Annotated in this window: 23 protein-coding genes and 2 tRNA genes; 20 read left to right on the top strand and 5 right to left on the bottom strand. The window is 69.6% G+C overall.

The features are described 5' to 3' along the window. Nucleotides 1–4: 4 nt before the first annotated feature. The 16 genes from hutU to EOW66_RS11340 all read left to right on the top strand — a co-directional run bounded on the left by hutU (nt 5) and on the right by EOW66_RS11340 (nt 13,939). Nucleotides 5–1,699: a urocanate hydratase gene (hutU, locus tag EOW66_RS11415; protein ID WP_128156480.1), complete on the top strand. Its 1,695-nt coding sequence runs from the start codon at nt 5–7 to the stop codon at nt 1,697–1,699. Then, nucleotides 1,696–2,241, top strand: a complete 546-nt coding sequence (locus EOW66_RS11410) for a HutD/Ves family protein (protein ID WP_128156479.1) — start codon at nt 1,696–1,698, stop codon at nt 2,239–2,241. The genes hutU and EOW66_RS11410 overlap by 4 nt, the downstream gene beginning before the upstream one ends. 93 nt (nt 2,242–2,334) lie before the next feature. After that, nucleotides 2,335–3,147: a transporter substrate-binding domain-containing protein gene (locus tag EOW66_RS11405; protein WP_128156478.1), complete on the top strand. Its 813-nt coding sequence runs from the start codon at nt 2,335–2,337 to the stop codon at nt 3,145–3,147. 49 nt (nt 3,148–3,196) lie between these two features. Further along, nucleotides 3,197–3,844, top strand: coding sequence for an amino acid ABC transporter permease (locus EOW66_RS11400; RefSeq protein WP_113899733.1), 648 nt, complete (start codon nt 3,197–3,199; stop codon nt 3,842–3,844). Continuing rightward, entirely contained in the window at nt 3,844–4,503 is a 660-nt protein-coding gene (locus EOW66_RS11395; RefSeq protein ID WP_239017569.1) for an amino acid ABC transporter permease, read from the top strand. The genes EOW66_RS11400 and EOW66_RS11395 overlap by 1 nt, the downstream gene beginning before the upstream one ends. A 3-nt stretch (nt 4,504–4,506) precedes the next feature. Beyond that, nucleotides 4,507–5,301, top strand: coding sequence for an amino acid ABC transporter ATP-binding protein (locus tag EOW66_RS11390; RefSeq protein WP_164880109.1), 795 nt, complete (start codon nt 4,507–4,509; stop codon nt 5,299–5,301). Between the two features lie 691 nt (nt 5,302–5,992). Then, on the top strand, nt 5,993–7,216 hold the full coding sequence (locus EOW66_RS11385; protein ID WP_128156476.1) for a tyrosine-type recombinase/integrase: 1,224 nt from the start codon (nt 5,993–5,995) through the stop codon (nt 7,214–7,216). Between the two features lie 233 nt (nt 7,217–7,449). Next, nucleotides 7,450–7,689: a helix-turn-helix transcriptional regulator gene (locus EOW66_RS11380; protein ID WP_128156475.1), complete on the top strand. Its 240-nt coding sequence runs from the start codon at nt 7,450–7,452 to the stop codon at nt 7,687–7,689. Beyond that, nucleotides 7,686–10,199, top strand: coding sequence for a DNA primase family protein (locus EOW66_RS11375; RefSeq protein ID WP_128156474.1), 2,514 nt, complete (start codon nt 7,686–7,688; stop codon nt 10,197–10,199). Before EOW66_RS11380 ends, EOW66_RS11375 begins: the two co-directional genes overlap by 4 nt. 609 nt (nt 10,200–10,808) lie before the next feature. After that, nucleotides 10,809–11,090, top strand: a complete 282-nt coding sequence (locus EOW66_RS11370; protein WP_128156473.1) for a hypothetical protein — start codon at nt 10,809–10,811, stop codon at nt 11,088–11,090. Next, a complete protein-coding gene (locus tag EOW66_RS11365) occupies nt 11,087–11,704 on the top strand; it encodes a recombinase family protein (protein WP_128156472.1) in 618 nt (205 codons plus the stop codon). Before EOW66_RS11370 ends, EOW66_RS11365 begins: the two co-directional genes overlap by 4 nt. After that, nucleotides 11,701–12,222, top strand: coding sequence for a hypothetical protein (locus EOW66_RS11360; RefSeq protein WP_128156471.1), 522 nt, complete (start codon nt 11,701–11,703; stop codon nt 12,220–12,222). The genes EOW66_RS11365 and EOW66_RS11360 overlap by 4 nt, the downstream gene beginning before the upstream one ends. Before the next feature lie 10 nt (nt 12,223–12,232). Next, nucleotides 12,233–12,499: a hypothetical protein gene (locus EOW66_RS11355; RefSeq protein WP_128156470.1), complete on the top strand. Its 267-nt coding sequence runs from the start codon at nt 12,233–12,235 to the stop codon at nt 12,497–12,499. 108 nt (nt 12,500–12,607) lie between these two features. Next, nucleotides 12,608–13,318, top strand: coding sequence for a hypothetical protein (locus tag EOW66_RS11350; RefSeq protein WP_128156469.1), 711 nt, complete (start codon nt 12,608–12,610; stop codon nt 13,316–13,318). Nucleotides 13,319–13,322: 4 nt separating this feature from the next. After that, nucleotides 13,323–13,583, top strand: coding sequence for a hypothetical protein (locus EOW66_RS11345; protein ID WP_128156468.1), 261 nt, complete (start codon nt 13,323–13,325; stop codon nt 13,581–13,583). After that, entirely contained in the window at nt 13,580–13,939 is a 360-nt protein-coding gene (locus tag EOW66_RS11340) for a hypothetical protein (protein ID WP_128156467.1), read from the top strand. The genes EOW66_RS11345 and EOW66_RS11340 overlap by 4 nt, the downstream gene beginning before the upstream one ends. 104 nt (nt 13,940–14,043) lie before the next feature. On the opposite strand, the gene EOW66_RS11335 is transcribed toward EOW66_RS11340, so the two are convergent. Continuing rightward, nucleotides 14,044–14,430: a hypothetical protein gene (locus EOW66_RS11335; protein WP_128156466.1), complete on the bottom strand. Its 387-nt coding sequence runs from the start codon at nt 14,428–14,430 to the stop codon at nt 14,044–14,046. 371 nt (nt 14,431–14,801) lie between these two features. On the opposite strand from EOW66_RS11335, the gene EOW66_RS11330 reads away from it, so the two are divergent. Next, nucleotides 14,802–16,325, top strand: a complete 1,524-nt coding sequence (locus EOW66_RS11330) for a glycosyltransferase family 2 protein (protein WP_128156465.1) — start codon at nt 14,802–14,804, stop codon at nt 16,323–16,325. After that, nucleotides 16,322–17,437, top strand: a complete 1,116-nt coding sequence (locus EOW66_RS11325; protein ID WP_128156464.1) for a DNA methyltransferase — start codon at nt 16,322–16,324, stop codon at nt 17,435–17,437. Before EOW66_RS11330 ends, EOW66_RS11325 begins: the two co-directional genes overlap by 4 nt. Here the strand turns inward: EOW66_RS11325 and EOW66_RS11320 are convergent. The 4 genes from EOW66_RS11320 to EOW66_RS11305 form a co-directional block, all read right to left on the bottom strand. Then, complete coding sequence (locus EOW66_RS11320) at nt 17,403–18,332, bottom strand: hypothetical protein (protein WP_206363694.1); 930 nt, start codon at nt 18,330–18,332, stop codon at nt 17,403–17,405. The genes EOW66_RS11325 and EOW66_RS11320 overlap by 35 nt on opposite strands. 189 nt (nt 18,333–18,521) lie before the next feature. Continuing rightward, a tRNA-Asn gene (locus EOW66_RS11315) sits at nt 18,522–18,596 on the bottom strand. 40 nt (nt 18,597–18,636) lie between these two features. Further along, a tRNA-Asn gene (locus EOW66_RS11310) sits at nt 18,637–18,711 on the bottom strand. 70 nt (nt 18,712–18,781) lie between these two features. Next, nucleotides 18,782–19,660: an MBL fold metallo-hydrolase gene (locus EOW66_RS11305; protein WP_128156463.1), complete on the bottom strand. Its 879-nt coding sequence runs from the start codon at nt 19,658–19,660 to the stop codon at nt 18,782–18,784. 42 nt (nt 19,661–19,702) lie between these two features. On the opposite strand from EOW66_RS11305, the gene EOW66_RS11300 reads away from it, so the two are divergent. After that, the gene (locus tag EOW66_RS11300; RefSeq protein WP_128156462.1) at nt 19,703–21,052 is read left to right on the top strand and encodes an ATP-binding protein; all 1,350 of its coding nucleotides are present in this window, start codon (nt 19,703–19,705) and stop codon (nt 21,050–21,052) included. A 196-nt stretch (nt 21,053–21,248) separates the two neighbouring features. Beyond that, a complete protein-coding gene (gene lon / locus EOW66_RS11295) occupies nt 21,249–23,663 on the top strand; it encodes an endopeptidase La (protein WP_128156461.1) in 2,415 nt (804 codons plus the stop codon). Nucleotides 23,664–23,676: the final 13 nt, after the last annotated feature.

The raw sequence follows: 23,676 nt of genomic DNA, 5'->3' as shown, positions 1-23,676 counted from the left end.
CACCATGACCAATCCCCGTCACAACATCCGCGACATCTTCCCGGCGACCGGAACCGAGATCAGCGCGAAAAGCTGGCTGACCGAAGCCCCGCTGCGGATGCTGATGAACAACCTGCACCCGGATGTCGCCGAGAACCCGCACGAGCTGGTGGTCTATGGCGGCATCGGCCGCGCGGCCCGCACCTGGGAAGATTTCGACCGCATCTGCGACAGCCTGCGCAAGCTCGAGGCGGACGAGACGCTGCTCGTGCAGTCGGGCAAGCCGGTCGGCGTGTTCCGCACCCACCCGGATGCGCCGCGGGTGCTGATCGCGAACTCGAACCTGGTGCCGCACTGGGCCACCTGGGACCATTTCAACGAGCTCGATAAGAAGGGTCTGGCGATGTATGGCCAGATGACCGCGGGCTCGTGGATCTACATCGGCACGCAGGGCATCGTGCAGGGCACCTACGAGACCTTCGCCGAGGCCGGCCGGCAGCATTACGACGGCTCGCTCAAGGGCCGCTGGATCCTGACCGCCGGGCTCGGCGGCATGGGCGGCGCGCAGCCGCTTGCCGCGGTGATGGCCGGCGCCTGCTGCCTTGCCGTCGAATGCGACGAGACCCGTGCCGATTTCCGCATCCGCACCCGCTATTGCGACGAGAAGACCCATTCGCTCGACGAGGCGCTGGCGATGATCGCGCGCTGGACCGCGGCGGGCGAGGCGAAGTCGGTCGCGCTGATCGGCAACGCCGCCGAGATCTTCCCCGAGATCATGCGCCGGATGAAGGCGGGCGAGGCGCTGCCGAACGGCCGGCCCGACATCGTCACCGACCAGACCTCGGCGCATGACCCGATCCACGGCTATCTGCCGCGCGGCTGGAGCGTCGCCGAATGGCGCGCGCGTCAGGAGACCGAGCCGAAGGCGGTGGAACAGGCCGCCCGCGCCAGCATGAAGGCGCATGTCGCCGCGATGGTCGATTTCTGGAACGCCGGCGTGCCGACGCTCGATTATGGCAACAACATCCGGCAAATGGCGCTCGAGGAAGGGCTCGAGAACGCCTTTGCCTTCCCGGGCTTCGTGCCGGCCTATATCCGGCCGCTGTTCTGCCGCGGCATCGGGCCGTTCCGCTGGGCGGCGCTGTCGGGCGATCCGGAAGACATCTACAAGACCGATGCGAAGATGAAGGAGCTGTTCCCCGAGAACGCGCATCTGCACCGCTGGCTCGACATGGCGCGCGAGCGCATCGCCTTCCAGGGCCTGCCGGCGCGGATCATGTGGATCGGCCTTGGCGACCGGCACCGTGCCGGCCTCGCGATCAACGAGATGGTGCGCACGGGCGAGCTGAAGGCGCCGGTGGTGATCGGCCGCGACCACCTCGATTCGGGCTCGGTCGCCTCGCCCAACCGCGAGACCGAGGCGATGAAGGACGGCTCGGATGCGGTCTCGGACTGGCCGCTGCTGAACGCGCTGCTCAACACCGCCTCGGGTGCGACCTGGGTCTCGCTGCATCACGGCGGCGGCGTCGGCATGGGCTTCTCGCAGCATTCGGGCATGGTGATCTGCTGCGACGGCACCGAAGAGGCCGACCGTCGCATCGAACGGGTGCTGTGGAACGACCCGGCGACCGGCGTCATGCGCCACGCCGATGCGGGCTACGAGATCGCGAAGGATTGCGCGCGCGAACACGGGCTGAACCTGCCCGGCATCCTGAAATGAGGCTGATCCGCCGCGACGACCTGACCGCGCAGCCGTGGAAGAACGGCGGCGGCCGGACCTGGGAGATCGCCGCCTCTCCCGAGGGCGCCGGTTTCGACGCCTTCGGCTGGCGCGTGAGCATGGCCGAGGTGGCGGCGGATGGCCCGTTCTCGGCCTTTGCGGGCATCGACCGCACGCTGAGCGTGCTGTCGGGGGCGATGTTGCTCGACTTCGCCGCCGGGGGTACGGTCGCGCTCGACGCGGCTGCGCCGCCGCTTGCCTTTCCGGGCGAAGCGGCGGTACAGGCGCGTCTTGTGCAGGGGCCGGTGACCGACCTCAACGTGATGACCCGGCGCGGGGCCTTCGGTCATCGCGTGACTGCCCTGCGAACGGGCGAAGCCGCGCCGCAGGGGACGATGCTGCTGATCGCGCGGGCAGAATCGACGCTCGACAGCGGTCTGGCCCTTGCGCATGGCACGGTTTTGCGCGCCGATCCGCAGGAAGACCTTGCGGGGCTGCGCGGCACCGGGGCGCTCCTGGCCGTGGGGCTGCGGGCGCTTTGACGATTTCCGGCGCCGGGCCCGGCGCCGGTTCCACAGTCGGTGCCCAAGGGGCGCGGCACCGATCGCAACCAGCCCCGACGACAGGAGAGACACATGACCTTCCAGACCTCGCTGAAATCGGCCCTCTTCGGCCTTTCGGCGCTCACCCTCGCCGCCACCGGCGCGCTGGCCGACCAGCTTGCCGACATCAAGGCCGCCGGCAAGATCGTCGCCGCGACCGAGATGCACTATGCGCCCTTCGACATGCTCGAGAACGGTGAATACGTCGACTTCGACCGCGACCTCTTCGACGAGATCGCCAAGGAGCTGGGCGTGACGCCGGAATATCAGGACCTGCCCTGGACCTCGATCCTGCCCGGGCTCGAGGTGAAGAAGTTCGACTTCGTGCTCGCTCCGGTGACGATGACCGCCGAGCGCGCCGAGCGCTATGCCTTCACCCTGCCGATCTCGGATGCCACGGTCGCCTTCGTGCAGCGCAAGGGCGGGCCGCTGAGCACGCCCGAGGACGCCAAGGGCAAGACCGTCGGCACCCAGAAGGGCACCGCACAGGAAATCCAGCTGCAGGCCTTCAGCGACAAGATCGGCGGCATCACCATCAAGGGCTACGGCACGCCGGACGAGGCCTATGCCGACCTGATGACCGGGCGTCTCGACGCGGTGGCGGGCTCGGCGCCGCTGCTGAACTATCTCGCCAAGACCCGGCCCGCGGATTTCGCCGTGGTCAACCCGCCGTTCGGCAAGCCCACCTATTTCGCCTTCGTCGCGCGCAAGGGTGAGGGCGACACGCTGATCGCCGCGATCAACGAGGCGATCAAGAAGATCGAGGACGACGGCCGGATGAAGGCGCTGCAGGAGAAGTGGTTCGGCGCCGCGACCGAGCTGCCGCAAGAGATGCCGCAGCTCTGATGCAACCCGCGGGCCGGTCTGACCGGCCCGCTCTTTCCGAGAGGCGGCAATGTTCTCGTTCCAGACGATCTTCGACAATCTGCCGGTGCTGATCGGCGCGGCACGCTACACGCTGCTGATCTCGGTGCTGGGCTGCGCGCAGGGGCTGCTGGTCGGTGCCCTGGTCTGTGCCGGGGCGCTGTCGCGCCGGGTCTGGCTGCGCCGGGCTGCCGCGCTTTACGTCAGTTTCTTCCGCGGTGTGCCGCTGCTGATCCAGCTGCTCGTCGCCTTCTATCTGCTGCCGGTGATCGGCATCAACGTGCCTGCGCTGGTGGCCGCGGTGCTGACCGTCGGCCTGTGCGCTGCCGCCTACCTGTCCGAGGTGCTGCGCGGGGCGCTCAACGCCATTCCCAGGGGCCAGGCCGAGGCTGCCGCCGCGATCGGCATGGCGCCGCGCGATCTGTGGCTGCGCATCCTGCTGCCGCAGGCGCTCAAGATCGGCCTGCCTGCGATCATCAACGAGCTGATCTTGCTGGTGAAGGCTAGTTCGCTCGTCACCGTCGTCGGGATCGTCGAGATCACCCGGATGAGCCAGTCGATCGCCTCCGCCACCTATCGCCCGCTGGAAATCTACCTTGCCGCCGCCTTCCTCTATCTCGCGATCAACCTGGTGATCGCGCAGGCGGGGCGGCTGCTGGAACGGAGGCTCGCCTACTGATGCCTGATCTGCTGCACCGTTATGGCCCCGATCTGCTGACCGGCTTCGGCATGACGCTGTTCACCTGGGCGCTTGGCACGCTGCTGGGCTTCGCGCTCGGCTTCGCCATCGAACTGCTGCGCCGCTTCGGGCCGAAACGCCTTGCCTGGCCGATCCGCGCCTATGTCGAGTTCATCCGCGGCACGCCCTTCCTCGTGCAGCTTTTCGTGCTCTATTACGGCGGTCCGCTGATCGGGCTGCGGCTCGATGCGCTGCCCGCGGGCGTGCTCGGGCTCACCGTCTATGGCAGCGCCTATTTCACCGAGATCCTGCGCGCCGGTTTCGATGCCGTGCCGAAGGGGCAGATCGAGGCCGCCCGCGCCATGGGCTTTACCGACGGGGTGATCGTGCGCCGGATCATGGTGCCGGTGATGATGGTCTCGGCGCTGCCGGCGCTGGTGAACTTCGCCATCATCCTGACCAAGGAAACGGTGATCCTGTCGATGATCACCGTGCCCGAGATCATGTTCCAGACCCAGACGATGATGAGCGAGACCTTCGCCTTCGTCGAGCCGATCCTCATTCTCGCCCTGTTCTTCTGGGGCTTTGTCGAGGTGATCTCGCGCCTCGGCCGCCGCCTCGAGCGGCGCTTCACCCATTACCTGCTCGAGCGGAGCTGACCGATGACCACGCTTTCCTCTTCCCCCGCCGCCGCCTCGATGCGCAAGGTGAACAAGTATTACGGCACCTTCCATGCGCTGCGCGATGTCGACCTCGATATCCCGCCGGGCAAGGTGACCTGCCTGATCGGCCCCTCCGGCTCGGGCAAGTCGACGCTGCTGCGCTGCCTGAACTTCCTCGAGGATTACGACAGCGGCGAGGTGCGCATCGACGATCAGCTGATCGGCTATGAAACCCCCGGCGGGCGGCGGATGTCGGCGCGGCGGCTGCGCGAGATGCGCCGCGACATCGGCATGGTGTTCCAGCAGTTCAACCTCTGGCCGCACATGACGGCATTGCAGAACGTCGCCGAGGGGCTCGAGCGGGTGCGCGGCTTCTCGCGCCCCGAGGCCGAGGTGCGGGCGCGCGAGGCGCTGGCCAAGGTGGGGCTGGCCGACAAGGAGGCCAATCACCCGAGCCGGCTGTCGGGCGGTCAGCAGCAGCGCGTGGCGATTGCCCGCGCGATCGCGATGCAGCCGCGCATCATGCTGTTCGACGAGCCGACGAGCGCGCTTGACCCCGAACTGGTGGGCGAGGTGCTGGGAGTGATGAAGCAGCTTGCGAGCGAGGGGATGACGATGGTCGTGGTGACCCATGAGATGGGCTTTGCCGCCCATGTCGCCGATCGCGTGGTCTTCATGGAGCGGGGCGAGATCGTGGCCGTCGGCTCGCCGCGGGAGGTCTTCCACGACGCCGCCGATCCGCGTCTGCAAAGCTTCCTGCAAGGCTACCGAGAGCGCAACTCGCTCGAATTCTAGGGGCCTGATCCCACGGTCTGATGGCGCGGTCGGCGCTGTCGCGCAAAATCAGCGCTGGTTTCACCATGTGACTCAAGCGCTGAGAGAGGGCGGGCATGCGTGGGCCGACAGCCCGCAAGGTCAAGACCTGGGGCGTTTGTCACGACGCGCGCGCGTCGTGGCGTGCTGATGATCAGCTTCGCGCCCGAGAGGACATCGGCGGCCAGGCCGACCGGCAAGCGCGGACGACCGCGGATCTGTGGAGATCGTGGCCTGCCGGCCGATGAAGGTGCTGTTCGGCGAGGCCCCCCGCAGACGACAGGCGTTGTCGAAGGCCTCCGGCGACCGAGCGGGCTGGGCAGGCCTGTGCCGGGGCCGGGGCAAGTTTGGTCGTCAGCCGGTTTGCGCAACAGAGCCGTTGTCGAGACCCCTGAAACGACAAAGGCCTCGCTGCTGCAAGGCCCTGATGTCGTCGCTCTCATCGGGAGATTTTGGCTCCGGCGGTAGGGATCGAACCTACGACCAATTGATTAACAGTAAGCCTAGACGGATCACGCAACCCACGGTATAGTCGCGGGGAGTTGCCAAGCTCCTGAAAACGCTGGGCTACTGCGACCCACACGGGGCCAGACAGTGCCCCAGCCGACTAACCCGCCTTCGCCCCACACCGTCTTAGCCCCGTCTTAGACCGCGACCCTGATAGGAACAAAAGATGAACATGCGGCCCACGAAGCTCTCCAAGGACGTTCTGGACAAGCTCCCGCCAGCCGCCTCGGGCCAGTACGTAGTGCGCGACACCGAGGAGCCCGGCTTCTTCGTCGTGGTCGGTGCGCGCACCAAGACCTTCACCGTGCAGGTCGATGTCGTCTCCCCCTTGGGCAAGCGGTCCACCAAGAAGCGGGCGGTGGGGAAGTGGCCCGAGGTGAGCGTGGCCGACGCACGCAAGGCGGCGCGGGAGGCCAAGGTTGAGATAGCCCGCGAGGGCGGGGGGCGGGAGGGCGGGGCGCTGACCTTCGGCGCGGCCTGGGCCGAGCTGCGCGCCGCGATGGAGCAGGACGTTGCCGCCGGGCGGCGCAGCGCCGCGACCGTGCGCGGCTACGACTACAGCTACCGCCTGCTGTCGGACTGGGAGCGGACCCCGCTCGCCCGGCTCTCCGACCACACCCCCGAGGTGCGCAAGCGGCACCGCGAGCTGACGGCCAGCAGCGGCCCGTCCGCCGCCAACGGGGCGATGGTGTTTCTTCGCCGGGTCTACAACTACGCCCGGAAGCGGCGGCTGGACCCGAAGCTGCCCGCCTTCAACCCGGTTGACTCCATCGACTTCAACCCCCAGCGCCGCCGCGACACGGCCATGTCGGCTGCCGAGCTGCCGGGTTGGTTCAAGAAGCTGGCCGCGCTGCCCAACCCGGTGCGCCGCGAGTTCCACCTGTTCTGCCTCCTCTCGGGCTCGCGGCCCGGGGCGCTGACCGTCGCCCGGTGGGAGCACCTCGACATGGCGCGCCGCGTCCTCCACGTGCCGCTGCCCAAGGGGGGCGAGCGGCGGGCCTTCGACATCCCCCTGTCGCGCGAGATGCTGGCCTGCCTCGCCCGCGCCCGCCGGGCGGGGCGGATGGTCAACGCGGTCAACGCGGCGGAGTGGATTTTCCCGGGTGAGGGGGTGAGGTCGCACCGGGGCGACTTCGCCGGGCACATCGTCGCCTATCAGGAGGACCGCGAGGCGCTGCCCAAGTTCGGCGGGGACCTGCGCCAGACCTACAAGACCCTCTCGCCCGAGGCGGAGCTGTTCAAGACTGACGTGATGATCCTCATGAACCACGCGGACGGCGACGTGAGCGACGGCTACATGACGCGCTCGAAGGTGGCCGAGGACTACCTGCGCGGGCGGCAGGAGGCGATGAGCCGCTACATCATGGACTGGTGCCGGAAGCGGGGATAAGTCACTGTCCGCGAACCGGAAGCGTTGAGCGGGACGCGAAGCCACTTTACCGGGCTGCCCCGGCCCGGTAGAGTTGCTCCACCGACTAGATAACCGCACCGGCTGGCTGGGAAGTGCCGCGCGCGGGGAGCGCCCAAGAGCATGGGCGCGGGGCAACCCGGTGGGCGCGAAGGTGCGCCACAGCCCTGTCATCAACCCGACCGCCCGCAAGCGGTCTGGCTTGGTGACATGCCATGACCTCAGACATAGACGAAATCGTGCGCCTCGTGGTGGCGCGCGTCCGCGACGAACTGGTTACGCCCGAGTGGCTGACCCCCGATCAGGCCGCGCACTACTGCGGGCTGACGACGCGCGGCCTTGAGGACCTCCGCTACCGGCGGGCGGGGCCGGTGGCCTCGAAGGTGGGCGGGCGGATCGTCCGCTACCGGCGGGCCGACCTCGACGCTTGGCTGGAAGCCGGGAGGCAGGAATGAGCAGGGGCGGGGAGAGGAACGCCCCCGGCGCTGGGAAGCTCACCGGGGGCGCGGAAGACAGGCATCGTCATCACCCTGACAGCGCCAGTATACCCGCGAACGGCGGGCCGGGCGATGGCGAAGCGTTGAGCGGCGACACGGCGGCGGCGCTGGACTTCCTGCGCCGGTGGTGCCCGGGCGGGCCTTGGGTGCTGACCTCCATCGTGCCGGACGGCGGGCGGACGACCACCGCGACCTTCCGGGGCGACGAGCGCGACCGGATGGCCGCTTGGATCGAAGCCCGGCAGGGCCGCGAGAACGTCTACTTCACCGTCAACACGCTCCGCGCGGCGGTGACGAGCAAGCCGAGGAAGCTAGACGTGCGGGCGGCACACGCCCTGCACGTGGACGTTGACCCCCGTGAGGGCGAGAACCTTGACGAGGAGCGCGGGCGCATCCAGCGCATGGCCGAGGACTGGGAGGTGGGCGGCAGGAAGCTGACCCTCCCCCGGCCCACCGTCACCATCGACAGCGGCGGCGGCTACCAGATGTTCTGGCGGCTGGGCGAGGACGTGGCGCTGCCGGGCGAGCCCGGTGACGAGGCCCGTCACCTGCCCGTGGAAGACCGCAACCGCGCCCTCGGGGTCGCGCTGGGCGGCGACGACACGCAGAACACCGACCGGATCATGCGGCTGCCCGGGACCGTCAACGTGCCGGGCGAGAAGAAGCGGCGTAAGGGCCGCACCGCGCGGCTGGCCCATGTGGTGGACGCGGACTGGTCGCGGCTCTACCGGCTGGAAGACTTCGAGCCCGCGCCGATGGCGGGCCGGGGCGGCGCGCCCCGGCGCAACATCGCGGCGGCGGTGGGCGTGGACCTTGAGGCGCTGGGCCTGCCCGACCGGGTGAAGGCGCTGATCGTCAACGGGGAAGACCCCGACCAGCCGGGCCGCTGGGCGGACAGGTCGGACCTCGTGTTCCACGTCCTGTGCGAGATGGTCCGGGCGGACCTGCCCGAGGAGGTGATGAAGGCGGTGATCCTCGACCCGGACCACGCCGTCAGCGCGCACGTCCGGGAGCAGAAGGAGGCGGACGCCTACGCGGACCGCCAGATAGCCCGCGCGCTCGCGGCGCAGCCCCGGCCCGGCCCGGTCCTCCACGGCGGGGCGATGGACTGGGCGCGGGCGCTGCGGGACGCCGGGCGCGAGCACCTCCGGCACCACCAGCAGGAGTTCCTAGACTGGGACGGCGCGGCCTACGTCGCCGTGCCCGACGACACGGTGCGTGCCGCCGCGTGGGCGTTCCTTGAGAGCTGCCGCGTGATGGACAAGGACGGGAAGGCCCAGCCGTTCCGCCCGAAGCCCGAGGTGGTGTCCGCGACCATCGACGCGCTGAAGGCGGTGACGCACCTCGCCCCGTCGCGCGAGGAGCCGCCCCGGTGGCTTGACGGGCGGGCCGGGCCGAACCCGCTGGACCTGCTGCCGACCCGCTCGGGACTGCTGCACCTGCCCACGGGGGACCTGTTGCCCGCCACGCCCGCGCTGTTCACGCGCAACGCGGTGGACTTCGCCCACGACCCGGGCGCGCCCGAGCCCCGGCGGTGGCTGGCGTTCCTGGGCGAGGTCTGGCCCGACGCCGACGAAGCGGACTGCGTGACCGCCCTTCAGGAGTTCATGGGCTACCTGCTGACGCCCGACACGAGCCTCCAGAAGGCCCTGCTGATCCCCGGCCCGAAGCGCTCGGGCAAGGGGACCATCGGGCGGATCATGGGCAAGCTGGTGGGCGAGGCGAACACCGTGGCCCCGTCGCTCAACAGCTTCGGCCGCAGCGACTTCGGGCTGGAACCGCTCATCGCCAAGCAGCTCGCCATCGTGTCGGACATGCGCATCAGCAACCGGACGGACGAGGCGGCGGTGGCCGAGAACCTGCTGCGGATCACGGGCGAGGACCGGGTGAGCGTCAACCGGAAGCACAAGAAGGCGGTGGAGGTCACGCTGCGGGCGCGGTTCGTGGTGATGACGAACGAGGTGCCGAGGTTCGCGGACCGCTCGGGCGCTCTGGTGTCGCGGTTCATCGTCCTGCCGATGCGGCAGAGCTTCTTCGGGCGCGAGGACCCCGGCCTGACGGGCGCGCTGATGGGCGAGCTGCCCGGCATCCTCAACTGGGCCGTGGAGGGGTGGCGGCGGGTCCGGGCATCCGGGCGGATCACGCAGCCGCAGGCCGGGCGCGACGTGGCGCTCCAGATGGGGGACCTGTCTTCCCCGATCCCGGCCTTCGTCCGCGACTGGTGCGAGGCCGGGCCGGACCTCTGGGTAGCGAAGGACCGCCTGTTCGCGGCCTTCCGCGAGTGGCACCGCGACCACATGGGGCAGGACTACCTGAGCAACTCCACCGTGTTCGCCCGGGACCTCTACTCCGCGATGGACGGGCAGGTGCGGGACAGCAAGCGCGGACCGCAGAACGACAGGGTTCCCGCCTTCGCGGGCATCGCCCTGCGGGCAGGCTTCCGGCGCGAGGACGACACTCCGTTCTAGCGCCAGTCCGGGGTGGCAGTCCGGGTTCGCCCGGGCTGCTGGCCCACAAGAACAACCACTTAGCGAGGCCAGTCCGGGCAGTCCGGGTTCCGCCTAATTGTGCTTCTGGGTTTCCTGTTCTGTGTCCGTCTCTCTCCTGTTTTCCTGCATATAGGTCGTAGATACCCCGGACTGCCCGGACTTGGCGCAGAAAGCCGTTGCCGTCCGGTGGCTTCGCGGACCCCAGACCCCGGACCGACCCCGGACTTCCCCCGGACCGACCCCGGACCGGCTGCGCGGGCGGTTCTTGGGCATGGGCGCGGTGGTCTCGGGCGAACGCAACACGTGTTCCGCGCCGCCGCAAAAAGGAACCCCCACCAGGGCGGGCGGCGGAGCCCGGGTCCGCACCCCGGGGCAAGGTCCGCGACCCCCGCCCGAGGTGCCACCCCGAAACCCTGTCCCCGCCCGAGGGCCGCAGGCCCCACGTTCTCTGGGCCTTCGCCCGCCCGTCCTGCCCACACCGCAACCGTCCGTTTTCAGACTAGCCGGAGCTTCTTGTTCACGCTATGTTCCGATCCGGGACGCAACCCTAGGTTGATCGCCCGCCACATCGAGAAATGGAGCACAGACATGACCACCACCTACTCGTTCCACCGCGCCGCCGATCACAGCATCATCGACACCGCGACCCCGTTGAACCTCCAACTGGTCGCGCAGAACGTCGCCGCCGCGCTGGCCCGCGAGGGCACCGTGCGCGTCTACGTCCACAACGGGCGCGGCGTCGTGGCGGCGCTGCTGTGCCGGGGCGGCGCGGCGCACGACATCCTGCGCGACGACTACATGGCCTTCGACGGCACGGCCCGCTGGACCCGCGACCACTACGGGCTCGCCAACGATGAAGTGGCGGCATGACCGCCCGCCGCGCCGCGATCTACGCCCGGGTCAGCACCGGGGAGCAGACGCCGGAGAACCAGCTTCTCCGGCTCCGGGAGGTGGCCGCTCGGGCGGGCTGGACCGTCGCCCGGGAATACGTGGAGACGGCCAGCGGCGCGACCTCGCGCCGCCCCGGGCTGGACGCGATGATTGCCGACGCCCAGCGCCGCCGCTTCGACGTGGTGATGGCGTGGGACGTGTCGCGCCTCGGGCGCTCGCTCCGCGACCTCGTGGACCTGTTCGAGACGCTGCGCACGGTCGGGTGCGACCTGTTCCTAGAGCAGCAGGCGCTGGACACGTCCACCCCGGCGGGCCGGGCGCTCCTCCAAATGTCGGGCGTCTTTGCCGAGTTCGAGCGGGCGATGATCGTTGAGCGCACGAGGGCCGGGATGGCCCGGGCGCGGGCGAGCGGCAAGCGCATAGGCAGGCCCCCGGCCTCCGACAATCTGGTCCAGTCCATCCGGGCGCTGCGCGCCCGTGGCGTGGGCATGGACCGCATCGCGCGCGAGTTGAAGTGCGGGAAGTCTCTCAGTTTCCGGGTCTGTCAGGCCTTCGACGCTGAGCAGAAGCAAGAGGAGCTTGAGGCAACATGACCGACGACACCGACGACGAACTGCCCGCACGTCTCGTAGCGCCCGGCCCGGGCGGGCAGGGGCGCACGTACTGGGAGATCACCCCCCGGGGGCTGGCGATCATCGAAGAACTGGTGGGCCGGGGCTGCCACCTCGCCACCGTCGCCCGCGTCCTCGGGATGCACGGGACGACGCTCCGCGAGGTGCGGCGGCGCGACCCCGCCGTGGAGGAGGCCTACCAGCGCGGGCTGGCCCGCGAGCACGATGTGCTGGTGGGCAACCTGCGACGGGTCGCGGACGAGGGGAACGTGGTCGCCAACTTGTTCCTCCTCAAGGCCCGCCACGGCTATCGGGAAGGCGAGGCCCCCGAGCTCAACGTCAGCGTCAACACCGGGGGCGTCGTCCTCCTGCCGCCCAAGATGACGATGGAGGAGTTCCTGTCGGAGCGCCGCGCGGCGGGCGGGAGCATCCCCGGCCAGCCGGAACCGGACGTGCTGGAACACGCTCCGCTGGACCCCGAGGCGCGGCGGGGCGACTGACGTGCGGGCGGTGGCGGAGACCCGCGAGGAAGCCTACGCGAACGCGGCGGGGCTCCTCTCCCGGATGGGCTACGACGCCTACGTCCGCGAGGGCTGGACCCCTCCGGGCCTGTCCCGGCCCGTGACCGCGCTCGTGACCTGCGCCCCGGCTGTCGTGGTCGGGATGGCCCTCGGCATGACGGCGGAGGACCCGGAGGCACACCTGCCCGAGCGCTCGGCCAAGGTCGCGCGCCCCGCGCCGAACAAGGCCGGAGACCCGCTCTGGGGATGGTTCTGACGTGGCTCCGCTCAACGCTAGGCCATTCGCCGCAGCGCAGCATCGCGGTATCCTCTCGCCCGAGAAGGCGCGCCGCTGGTGGCCCGCCGAAGGCAAGAGGTGCCCCGCATGGCTGATCCGGCCCCATCCCTCCCCCTCAACATCCCCGACAAGCCCATCCTCGCCACGGCGCAGGTCATCGACCTTGCCGAGGTCGCGGCGCGCCGTGCCGAGAAGTTCGGCGCGCTGATCGACACGCTTGAGGCGGGCGTGTCCAAGCGCGCCGCCGACGCGGCGGAGAGCCTCGCCCGGGCGGGCTTCGACCCGAAGGACCAGACCGCCGCCCGCGACAAGGCCGCAGCCGTCGCCCGGCGCGAGGTCGTGGCGAACAGCTCCGACGCCCGCTGGGCGCACCTCAAGGAACTCAGCGCCGCCGCCGACAGCCTCGCCACCACGGCCCAGCTCTGGGCGAACCCGGTCACCGTCCTGTCGCGCTCAGGCCTCGGGACGCCCGAGCGCACCGCCTACATGCAGCAGCTTGAGGGCTCGGGCGTCGTGGAGCTCAGGAACATGGCGGCCTTCGCCGTCGCCTCCGGCAACAAGGTGCTGGGCGCGGCGCTCGTGTCGGTGGTGGACCGGATGCCCGCCCGGTCCCGCCCGTTCAGCGCGCAGGACCTTGCCGACCGGCTGGTGGGCGAGGAGACTCGGAAGGTGCAGGACGCGATCGCCGCCGTGAAGCTCGCCGCCCAGCGCGCCATCGTCCGCAACCGCGAGTGGGAGGCGGGCAAGGTCCGCCCGCTCGACCGCGTGAAGCTCGCCCTCAACACCACCAAGGAGTGAACCCATGCCCCTCTACCTCGTGACCCGCCCCCGGGGCGCTGAACACCTCAAGAACCCCTCGGGCACCCACGCCGCCCTCGTGGACGCGGCCAGCGCCCCGGCGGCGATCACCGCCGCCAACGCCCTCGTGCCGCACATGAACGCGCCCTTCGCGGGCTTCGACACCACGCAGGTCGCTGCCACGGCGGCGGGCGGCTTCGCGCCCTGCGTGTTCCAGGGCGATGCCCTCGGGGCCACCTACACCGGCCCGGGGCGCGGCGCATGACGCCCGAGCGCCTCACCGAGGCCTACGCGCGGCTGTTCCCGTCGCGGCTGCGCAAGGCGCACCTCGCGCTGGTGGCCTACGCGGAGGAGGCGAGCCCGGACGGCTGGCCCACGCCCGCCATGGTCGCGCAGTTCGCCCGGCTCTACCGCGTCCCCCGCGCCCGGCTCGGGGGGCTCGTCGGGCTCCTCTGCCGCCGCTACCCGGGGACCACCCGCGATGCGTGGGTGGATGCGATCCGCGACCCGGAGCGGGCCACGCCCCACCTGATCCGCCAGCACGACCGCGCCGTGCAGGTCGCGCTGGGCTGGTGCCTGTTCAGCCGCGACCTCTGGCTGCCCCGCCCGGTCATTCACTGACCCCGGAACCGACCGGATGCCGGGTGGCGGCACCGCTCCGCCGACGATCAATGAAAACAGGGCCGCGCGGGTCGTCCCCGCGCGGCCCATTTGCGGGTGGCGCGCTACTCAGCCGCCACGGCCAGATCGGCGCGCCGCTGCGGCTCGGCCAGTGGCCACTCCGCGAGGCAGCGCCGCACCCCACCCCCGGGCGCGTGGCGGTGGAAGAAGTAGAAGATGCGGTTGCGCAGACGCTTGCTGAACCACGCCTCCCACGTCTGATACCGCTCATTGCCTCCGCCGTGCTCGTTGTAGTGACGGTGGGCGTCGGGCATCAGCGGCTTGAGCGTCCGCGCCGCCCCGTCCGCCGTGACGCCCAGCTCCGCCAGTGAGCACCGACCGTCGATGTAGTCCCAGACGGTGAGGCCCCGGAGAGCCGCCTCCGCGAGGACCCAGCGGGCCGCTGTGTCGATAACCGCGCGGCCTTCGCCGCTGCGCCAGTAGTTAGGCATGTGTCTCACTCCGTTGGTTCGGAGCGCTGGCGGGCCGGTTCGGGTCGCACGGACACACGGGTAGCCGACAGCCAGCGCAACCGGGGTTGCGTTGATCCTGTCGGCGGGCTCTCGTCGCTTTGGGCGGAGCCGCTTACGGCATCGGACGTGTTAACCCGACGCCGCCGGTCTGCGGTGGCAGACGTCACACACCTGCACCCCGGCCTCGCTTCTGTCAACCGCCTTGCGTTTGGCGGAGCACCGCGCCGCCGTGCGCGCACCCCATGTGCCTGATTCAAAAGCGATTCAACCTAGACGTGTGCTGCCCGTCCAGTTATCCCCGGGGTAGGAGTGTTCCCTCTTTGTTCACGCCCCGAGAAATGGAGCACCGCATGGGGAACGTCTCGCCGCTGCACCGGCAGCCCTCGCCCGCCGTCGCCCGCTGGGCGTCTCGCAGCGTCCCGGCCCGCCTCTGGCACGTCCGGCCCGAGCCGTCGCCCGCCGCCGTCCGCTGGGCCTCGCACAGCGTCCCGGCGCACCTGTCCGCCCGGGGCCTCGCGGTCCCGGTCTGGGCCGCGCTGCTGCTCCCCGCCGCCGCCCTCCTGCGGCTGCTCTCCCCTTGGGCGTCCCTCATCCTCGCCCCGGCCTTCGCCCTCGCGGCGGCGGTTCGGCTCGCCGCGCTGGCCGTCCCGCCGCCCCCCGGTCCGCCGCCACTGCCGGAGGCGGACCTCCCGACCGTCACCGCCCTCGTGCCGCTGTTCCGGGAGGAGGCGCTGCTGCCCGACCTCGCGGCGGCGCTCGGGCGGCTGGACTACCCGGCGCGGCTGCTTGAGGTTCTGATCCTCGTGGAAGAGAGCGACCCGCAGACGGCAGCCGCCGCCCGGGCGCACCGCCCGCCCTGTTCCGGCTGGCAGGTGGTCGTGGTGCCCGAGGGCAGCCCCCAGACCAAGCCCCGGGCCTGCAACGTGGGCCTCGCCCTCGCTCAAGGCGAGGTGGTCGTGGTCTTCGACGGGGAGGACCGGCCCGACCCGGGGCAGGCCCGGCTCGCCGCCGCCGCGCTGGCCTCCGACCCCGGCCTAGCCGTGGTGCAGGCCCGCCTCGGGTGCGACCACGCCGGGCCGGGCTCGCCGCTGGTGGCCCGCCTCTGGGCTCTTGAGTATGCCGGGCTGTTCGGGTGCGTCCTGCCCGCGCTCGCCCGCCTCGGGCTCCCGTTCCCGCTGGGCGGGACGAGCAACTGGTTCCGGACCGACGCCCTCCGCGCCGCCGGGGGCTGGGACGCCCACAACGTCACCGAGGACGCGGACCTCGGGGTGCGGCTCGCCCGGCTGGGCTGGCGCTCGGGCGTCATCGACAGCACCACGTGGGAGGAGGCCCCCGTCACCGCCCGGGCGTGGCTGTGCCAGCGCGCCCGGTGGCTCAAGGGCTTCGCCGTAACCTCCATCGTCCACGCCCGAGAGCCGCGCCGCGCCGCCCGGGAGCTGGGCCTCCCCGCGACCCTCGCCCTAGTCGCCCAGCTCCCCGCATCCCTGCTGTGCATCGCGGCGCACCCCCTCGGGCTCGCCCTCCTCGCGGGCGGGCAGGTCGGAGGAGCGCTCGCGGCGCTGATGCTGCTGGGCTACGCCTCCGCCCTCGCGCTCGCCGCCCGCGCCGCCCGCCGGGCCGGGCTCCCGCTCTGGCTGGCCCTCCTGCTGCCCGCCTACTGGCTCGCCCTCTGGGCGGCTCTGCTGCTGGCGCTCCGCGACCTCGCCCGCGACCCCGCCCACTGGCGCAAGACGGCGCACGGGGCTGTGGAGCGGCCCGGGCTGCCGTCAATATGTGGTAGCTCCCGGGCTCCCGGAAGGATACCTTGCCCAGAGGGGCGTGAATCGCCTATGTTCTCACTATGTTCACACGATCCAGCCGAGGAGAGACGATGACGGACGCGCCGGAGGGGAATGCACCGACCGAGATTGAGGAGCCGGTGCCCGCCGCCCGCCGCCGCGAGCCCACGTCAACGGTGGGCCGGGGGAAGGCGGTCACGCGCACCGAGGCCCCCGCCACCGACCGCTGGACCGATGGCCGGACGACCATCGCCCTCGCGGACAGCCTGAGCCAGTATGAGAGCTGGGAGACGCCCGGCTGCATCGTGTCGGACGGGGCCTACGGCGTCCTGGGCTTCGAGGGTGACACCTCCGACCACACGGGGATGCCCGAGTGGTACGAACCCCACGTTGCCGCATGGTCTCGCCGCGCGACGGCTCAGACGGTCCTCTGGTTCTGGAACTCCGAGATAGGCTGGGCGTCGGTCCACCCGGTCCTAGAGCGTCACGGCTGGCGCTACGTCAACGCCAACATCTGGGACAAGGGCCTTGGGCACATCGCCGGGAACGTCAACACGGCAAAGATACGCCGCTTCCCGGTGGTGTCGGAGGTCTGCGTCCAGTACGTATTTGAGCCCCGCATCAACGGGAAGCTCCTCAAGCACTGGCTCTTGGAGGAGTGGAAGCGGACCGGCCTGCCTGTCCGCGAGGCGAACCGAGCCTGCGGGGTCGCGGACGCGGCGGTGCGGAAATACCTAGATCAGGGGCACCTCTGGTATTGGATGCCTCCCGAGAAGTTCCAGATGATGGCGGACTACGCGAACGAGCACGGCAGGCCCGAGGGGCGTCCCTACTTCTCGCAGGACGGCGTGGCCCCGATGACTGGCAGCGACTGGGCGCTGACCCGCTCGCCCTTCAATTGCCCACACGGCGTCACCAACGTCTGGCAGCGCCCGGCGCTCCGGGGCGACGAGAGGATCAAGGCCAACGGGACTTCGGGGAAGGCCGTCCACCTCAACCAGAAGCCCTTGGACCTCATGCACCGGATCGTCTCCGCGTCCACCGCGCCCGGCTCGGTCGTGTGGGAGCCCTTCGGGGGGCTGTTCACCGCGTCGGTGGCCGCGCGCCGCCTCGGGCTTCGCTCCTTCGCGGCGGAGATTGACCCGACCTACTTCCACTACGGCCTAGAGCGGATCACTCAAGAAGCGTGTCAGGATCACCTTCTGTGACGCCCAGCCGCTCCTCAAGGACCCGCTTGATGCGGGCCTCGTCGGGGCTCCTGAAAAGCCGCTCCCACTCGCGGACGGTCAGGCCGTGGACCTTGGTTGCCATGACCCGGGTCTTGAACGCCTCCAACTCGCCGTGGACGATGCGGTCCATCTTCGCGTAGTTGGTGTCCAGCCGGTAGTTGAAGCGACCGAGAAGCTCGCGGAGCCTGTGCTGGTAGTCGGGCGTGGGCCGGTAGGTGCGCCCGCCGTCTCCCCACGACTGGACGATGCGGAGCGCCTCGGCCAGCTCCGCTGAGTCGGTCGTCTGGAGCTTGTAGCCGTTGGTGTTCGTCTGCTGCAGGTTCCGGGTCCGGGCGGTTGTGTCCTCGGGCTCAAGCACGAGGTAGTCCGGCGGGTTGTGATAGTGGTTGTCCCTCGCCTCCGCCACTGAGCGCCCGGAGACCACCACCACGTCAAGGATGTAGGGTTTGCCGTAGATGATGTGCTCGGGCAGCCACGCGAGCATGCAGACGTGGGTGTTGTCGTCCGCGAAGTGGTTCTGTGAGTCCTTGAAGCGGGCCGTTATCTCGGTGGCGAGCGGGAACCAAGCCTTGATTTCAAATCCGGGCGTCGGGGTGATCCCATCAAACACCGTGTCGGGAAAGCCCGGGTCCTGCCTCCGCCACTCCCCGAGGCCCCGGAACTCCTCCTGATCGTTGAGGAACTCAACGGTGTTGAACTCGATGAGGTTGCCGAGGAGGGGCGAGAGCTTCGACACCACCTTTGACAGGTTCACCGCCGCGTCGGGCGTGATGGGCTTCGACACGGTGAGCAGGTCAAAGACGTGACCGCTCAGCTCGTGCAGGTGTTGGGAGGCGACGGCTATCGCCCCGGCGGTGTCCAGTTTGTTGTTCACGAATCATAGCCCTCGTTTTCGAGAACTGTGACACAACATCATCTGGTGGGTGAACCCGCAAACGCGCGGACAATCGGACAGCTACCGCCCCTAAGACGGAAAAAGCGCCCTCGGGGGGCGCTCTCCGTCTTAAAACCCGTCTTAGCTCCCCGTCTTAGGAGTCCTGCGGGCCGTAAGTATCTGATTTATTGGCTCCGGCGGTAGGGATCGAACCTACGACCAATTGATTAACAGTCAACTGCTCTACCGCTGAGCTACGCCGGAACACGGTATCTGTCATGCGTGCATCCCTGACAGGGGGATCTGGCTCCGGCGGTAGGGATCGAACCTACGACCAATTGATTAACAGTCAACTGCTCTACCGCTGAGCTACGCCGGAACACGCGCCGTTCTATAAAGGCCGCGTGACACTGGCGCAAGGGGGAGCTGCGCGTTTTTTGCCGTTTCCGTCAACGCCGCGAAAAGCGCGCCGAAGGGGACAGGGAACCCTCGGGCGCGACCTCGTTTTTCGATGTCATTTCAACAAGATGCGCAAAGACATTGCGCGCTGCGGCGGCCAGGAGCGCCGCCGGCGTGTCAGTGTAGATCGCCGCGGTCAGCGCCGCAACCGTGGCCGGCCCGGCCTCGAGCGCGGCAAGGATCTGCGCGCTGCGGTCGCGCCGGTGCGCGGCAAGCTCGCCCAGCCGTGCGGCCGTCGCCCCGACCGGGGCGCCGTGGCCCGGGTAGAACACCCGCCAGTCCTGCGCCGCCAGCCGGTCGAGCGAGCGGAAATAGTCGCCCAGATCGCCATCGGGCGGCGAGATCAGCGTCGAGGCCCAGCCCATCACATGGTCGCCCGAGAACAGCGCATCGCCCCAGGCGAAGCTGAGGTGGTTGCAGAAATGCCCGGGCGTGTGCAGCGCCGTCACCTGCCAGTCGCCAAACCCGATCTCCTCGCCGTCGGCGAGCGTCACGTCGGGGCGGAAGGCGCGGTCGACGCCCTCGCCACCGCCCGCCATCCCCTCGGCCGCAAGCCGCGCCATCACCGCGGAGCGGCCGGCCTCGGGCGTGCCGAAGGCATGGACCTTCGCGCCGGTTGCCTCGGCGAGCAGGCGCGCGCCCGGGGAATGGTCGAGATGGGCATGGGTGACGAGGATCGCCGCCACCCGCTCGCCCGGATCGAGGCCTTCGAGGATCGCGCGCAGATGGTTCGCATCGGCCGGGCCCGGGTCGATCACCGCCACCGCGCCGGTGCCGAGCACATAGCTGCAGGTGCCATCGCGCGTCATCGGCGAGGGGTTCGGCGCCACGATCCGCCGCAGCCCCGCCTCGAGCCTCTCCAGTGCCATCTTCCGCTTCCTCTCGTCCGTCCGTCCGGCTAGGGTTCTGCCATGAAATTCGGCTGGCTCAAACAGATCATGCCACGCGGGCTGTACGGGCGGGCCGCGCTGATCCTGATTTTGCCGGTGGTCACCATTCAGCTCGTCGTCTCGGTGGTGTTCATCCAGCGCCATTTCGAGCGGGTGACGCGGCAGATGACCGCCTCGATGCTGCGCGAGATCGCGCTGGTCGTCGACCGGGTCGAGGCGGCGCCGTCGCTTGCCGCGGCGCAGGCGGTGGTCGACGATCTGGCCGAGCCGCTCGGCCTGCAGGTCGCGCTGCCGGCCGAGGCCCCGGAGGACCGGATCACCCGCGATCAGCGCCCCTTCACCGACCTGACCGGCATCGTGGTGATCGACACGATCCGGGCGGGCGTCGCCGATCTGCGCGCGATCGACCTGAGCGAGGGCTCGCGCGTCAAGCTCTTGGTCGACACCCCCTGGGGGGTGGCGCGGATCACCTTCCAGCGCGCCTGGGTCTCGGCCTCGAACCCGCACCAGCTTCTGGTGCTGATGGTCGTCGTGTCGCTGCTGATGACGGTGATCGCCTTCATCTTCCTGCGCAACCAGCTGCGCCCGATCCAGCGGCTTGCGCGCGCCGCCGATGCCTTCGGCAAGGGCCAGGTGGTGAGCTATCACCCCTCGGGCGCGACCGAGGTGCGCACCGCGGGCGCCGCCTTCGTCGACATGCGCGCGCGCATCATCCGCCAGATCGAGCAGCGCACGCTGATGCTCTCGGGGATCAGCCACGACCTGCGCACGCCACTGACCCGGCTGCGGCTTGGTCTGTCGATGCTGCCCGAAGAGGACGAAACCCGCGACGAGATCGCCGCGATGGAGCGCGACGTGACCGAGATGGGCAAGCTCGTCGATGCCTTCCTCGATTTCGCGCGCGAAGGCGCGACGGCGGGCGAGCCCGAGCGGATCGACCCGTGCCGGCTGGTGGCGCGGGTGGTCGAGGATGCCGAGCGGGCGGGCCAGCAGGTGGCGCTGACCGCCTGTCCGGGGGCAGGGCAGATCGAGATCACCGCCCGCCCCGATGCGATCCGCCGCGCGCTCGAGAACCTGATCGGCAATGCGGTGCGCTATGGCACGCGGGCCGAGGTCTCGGTTGTGCTGTCGCCGAAATCGGTGCGCATCCTCGTCGAGGACGATGGCCCCGGCATCCCGCCCGAGCGGCGCGAGGAGGCGCTGCGCCCCTTCGCCCGGCTTGATCCCTCGCGCAATCAGGACCGCGGGCCGGGGGTGGGGCTCGGGCTCTCGATCGCCGCGGATGTGATGCGCCGCCACGGCGGCAGCCTGCGGCTTGGCGAGAGCGCCCGGCTGGGCGGGCTGAGCGCCGAGCTGGTGTTGCCGCGCTGATCCCCGCCGCCGATCCCCGCTGCCGATCCGGGCTTGCCCCGGCGCGGGGCTGCCTGCAATGTAAAGGAGACGTGACGCAGCGCGCCGGTGCACTGGTTGAAGCGGGCCTGCCTCACCCCTAGATATGGTCAAACCGGGAAGGGCCGGGGCTGCCGCAGGGGCGGGGCCGGTGCCCTTTCGCCAAAGAGGAATGATGATGACCGAGACCCTCTCGACCACCTATCCCGTCCTGCCGCTGCGCGACATCGTGGTGTTTCCGCACATGATCGTCCCGCTGTTCGTCGGCCGGGAGAAATCCGTCCGGGCGCTGGAAGCGGTGATGGCAGACGATCGCCAGATCCTGCTTGCAAGCCAGATCGACCCGGCGGTGGACGAGCCCACGACCGAGGGGATTTTCCGCACCGGCGTGCTGGCCAATGTCCTGCAACTGCTCAAGCTGCCCGACGGCACCGTGAAGGTGCTCGTCGAGGGGCGTACCCGCGTGCGCATCGCGGAGTTCCTGCCCAATGACGCCTATTTCGAGGCCGAAGCCGAGGTGCTCGAAGAGACCGAGGGCGACGTCGAGACGATCCGCGCGCTGCTGCGCTCGGTCGCCGAGGAATTCGAGCGCTACGCGAAGATCAAGAAGAACATCCCCGAGGAGGCGCTGGCCGCCGTTGCCGAGACGCAGGAGGCCGACAAGCTCGCTGACCTCGTCGCCGGTCATCTCGGGCTCGAGGTGAAGGCCAAGCAGGAACTGCTCGAGACGCTCGACGTCAGTGCGCGTCTGGAAAAGGTCTATGGCCTGATGCAGGGGGAGGTTTCCGTCCTGCAGGTCGAGAAGAAGATCAAGTCGCGCGTCAAGTCGCAGATGGAGAAGACCCAGCGGGAATATTACCTGAATGAGCAGATGAAGGCCATTCAGCGCGAGCTGGGCGACGGCGAGGAAGGCCAGAACGAGCTCAACGAGCTCGAGGAGAAGATCCGCGCCACGAAATTCTCCAAGGAGGCCCGCGAAAAGGCCGAGGGCGAGCTGAAGAAGCTGAAGTCGATGTCGCCGATGTCGGCCGAGGCGACGGTGGTGCGCAACTACCTCGACTGGCTGCTGAGCCTGCCGTGGGGCGTGAAGAGCCGGGTCAAGAAGGACCTCGCCGCGGCCGAGAAGGTGCTCGACGCCGATCACTATGGCCTCGAGAAGGTCAAGGAGCGGATCGTCGAATACCTCGCCGTGCAGGCGCGGTCTGACAAGCTGAAGGGGCCGATCCTGTGCCTCGTCGGCCCGCCCGGCGTCGGCAAGACCTCGCTCGGCCGTTCGGTCGCCAAGGCCACGGGGCGCGAGTTCATCCGCATCTCGCTTGGCGGCGTGCGCGATGAAAGCGAGATCCGCGGCCACCGGCGCACCTATATCGGCTCGATGCCCGGCAAGATCATCCAGGCGCTGAAGAAGGCGAAGACCACGAACCCGCTGATCCTGCTCGACGAGATCGACAAGATGGGGCAGGACTTCCGTGGCGATCCGGCTTCGGCGATGCTCGAGGTGCTCGATCCGGAACAGAACGGCACCTTCGTCGATCACTATCTCGAGGTCGAGTATGACCTGTCGAACGTGATGTTCATCACCACGGCGAACAGCTACAACATGCCCGAGCCGCTGATGGACCGCATGGAGATCATCCCGCTCTCGGGCTACACCGAGGACGAGAAGATCGAGATCGCGCGCCAGCATCTTGTCGACAAGGAGACGAAGGCGAACGGGCTGAAGAAGACCGAGTTCACCGTCACCGACGAGGCGCTGCGCGACATCGTGCGCTATTACACCCGCGAGGCGGGGGTGCGCTCGCTCGAACGGGCCATCGCCAAGCTGGCGCGCAAGGCCGTGACCGAGATCCTGAAGTCGAAGGGGGCGGTGAAATCCGTCACCGTCGATGGCGCGAAGCTCGAGGATTACCTCGGCGTGAAGCGCTTCCGCTACGGCCTGGCCGAGAAGGAGGATCAGGTCGGCGTGGTGACCGGGCTTGCCTGGACCTCGGTCGGCGGCGATCTGCTGCAGATCGAGGCGCTGAAGCTGCCCGGCAAGGGGCGGATGAAGACCACCGGCAAGCTCGGGGACGTGATGAAGGAGTCGATCGAGGCGGCGTCGAGCTATGTGCGCTCGATCGCGCCCGAACTTGGCATCAAGCCGACGAAGTTCGAGAAGGTCGACATCCACGTCCACGTTCCCGAGGGCGCGACGCCGAAGGACGGGCCGAGCGCGGGCATCGCCATGGTCACCTCGATCGTCTCGGTGCTGACCGGGATTGCGGTGCACAAGGACATCGCGATGACCGGCGAGGTGACGCTGCGCGGCAACGTGCTGCCGATCGGTGGCCTCAAGGAGAAGCTGCTCGCCGCGCTGCGGGGGGGCATCAAGACCGTGCTGATCCCCGAGGAGAACGAGAAGGACCTGATCGACATCCCCGAGAACGTGAAGGAGGGGCTGACGATCATCCCGGTGAGCCATGTGCGCGAGGTGCTGCCGCGTGCGCTGGTGCGGATGCCCGAGCCGATCGAATGGGACGAGGAGGCCGAGGAGGCCGCCGCGGCCGCGGCCGCGCTGGCCGCGCGCGAGGGCCACGTCGCCACCGCGCATTGAGCGCCCTCCGTTC

This window comes from Paenirhodobacter huangdaonensis (assembly GCF_004022465.1).
GTDB lineage: Bacteria > Pseudomonadota > Alphaproteobacteria > Rhodobacterales > Rhodobacteraceae > Rhodobacter > Rhodobacter huangdaonensis.
This window is presented reverse-complemented; position numbering and strand designations above follow the sequence as displayed.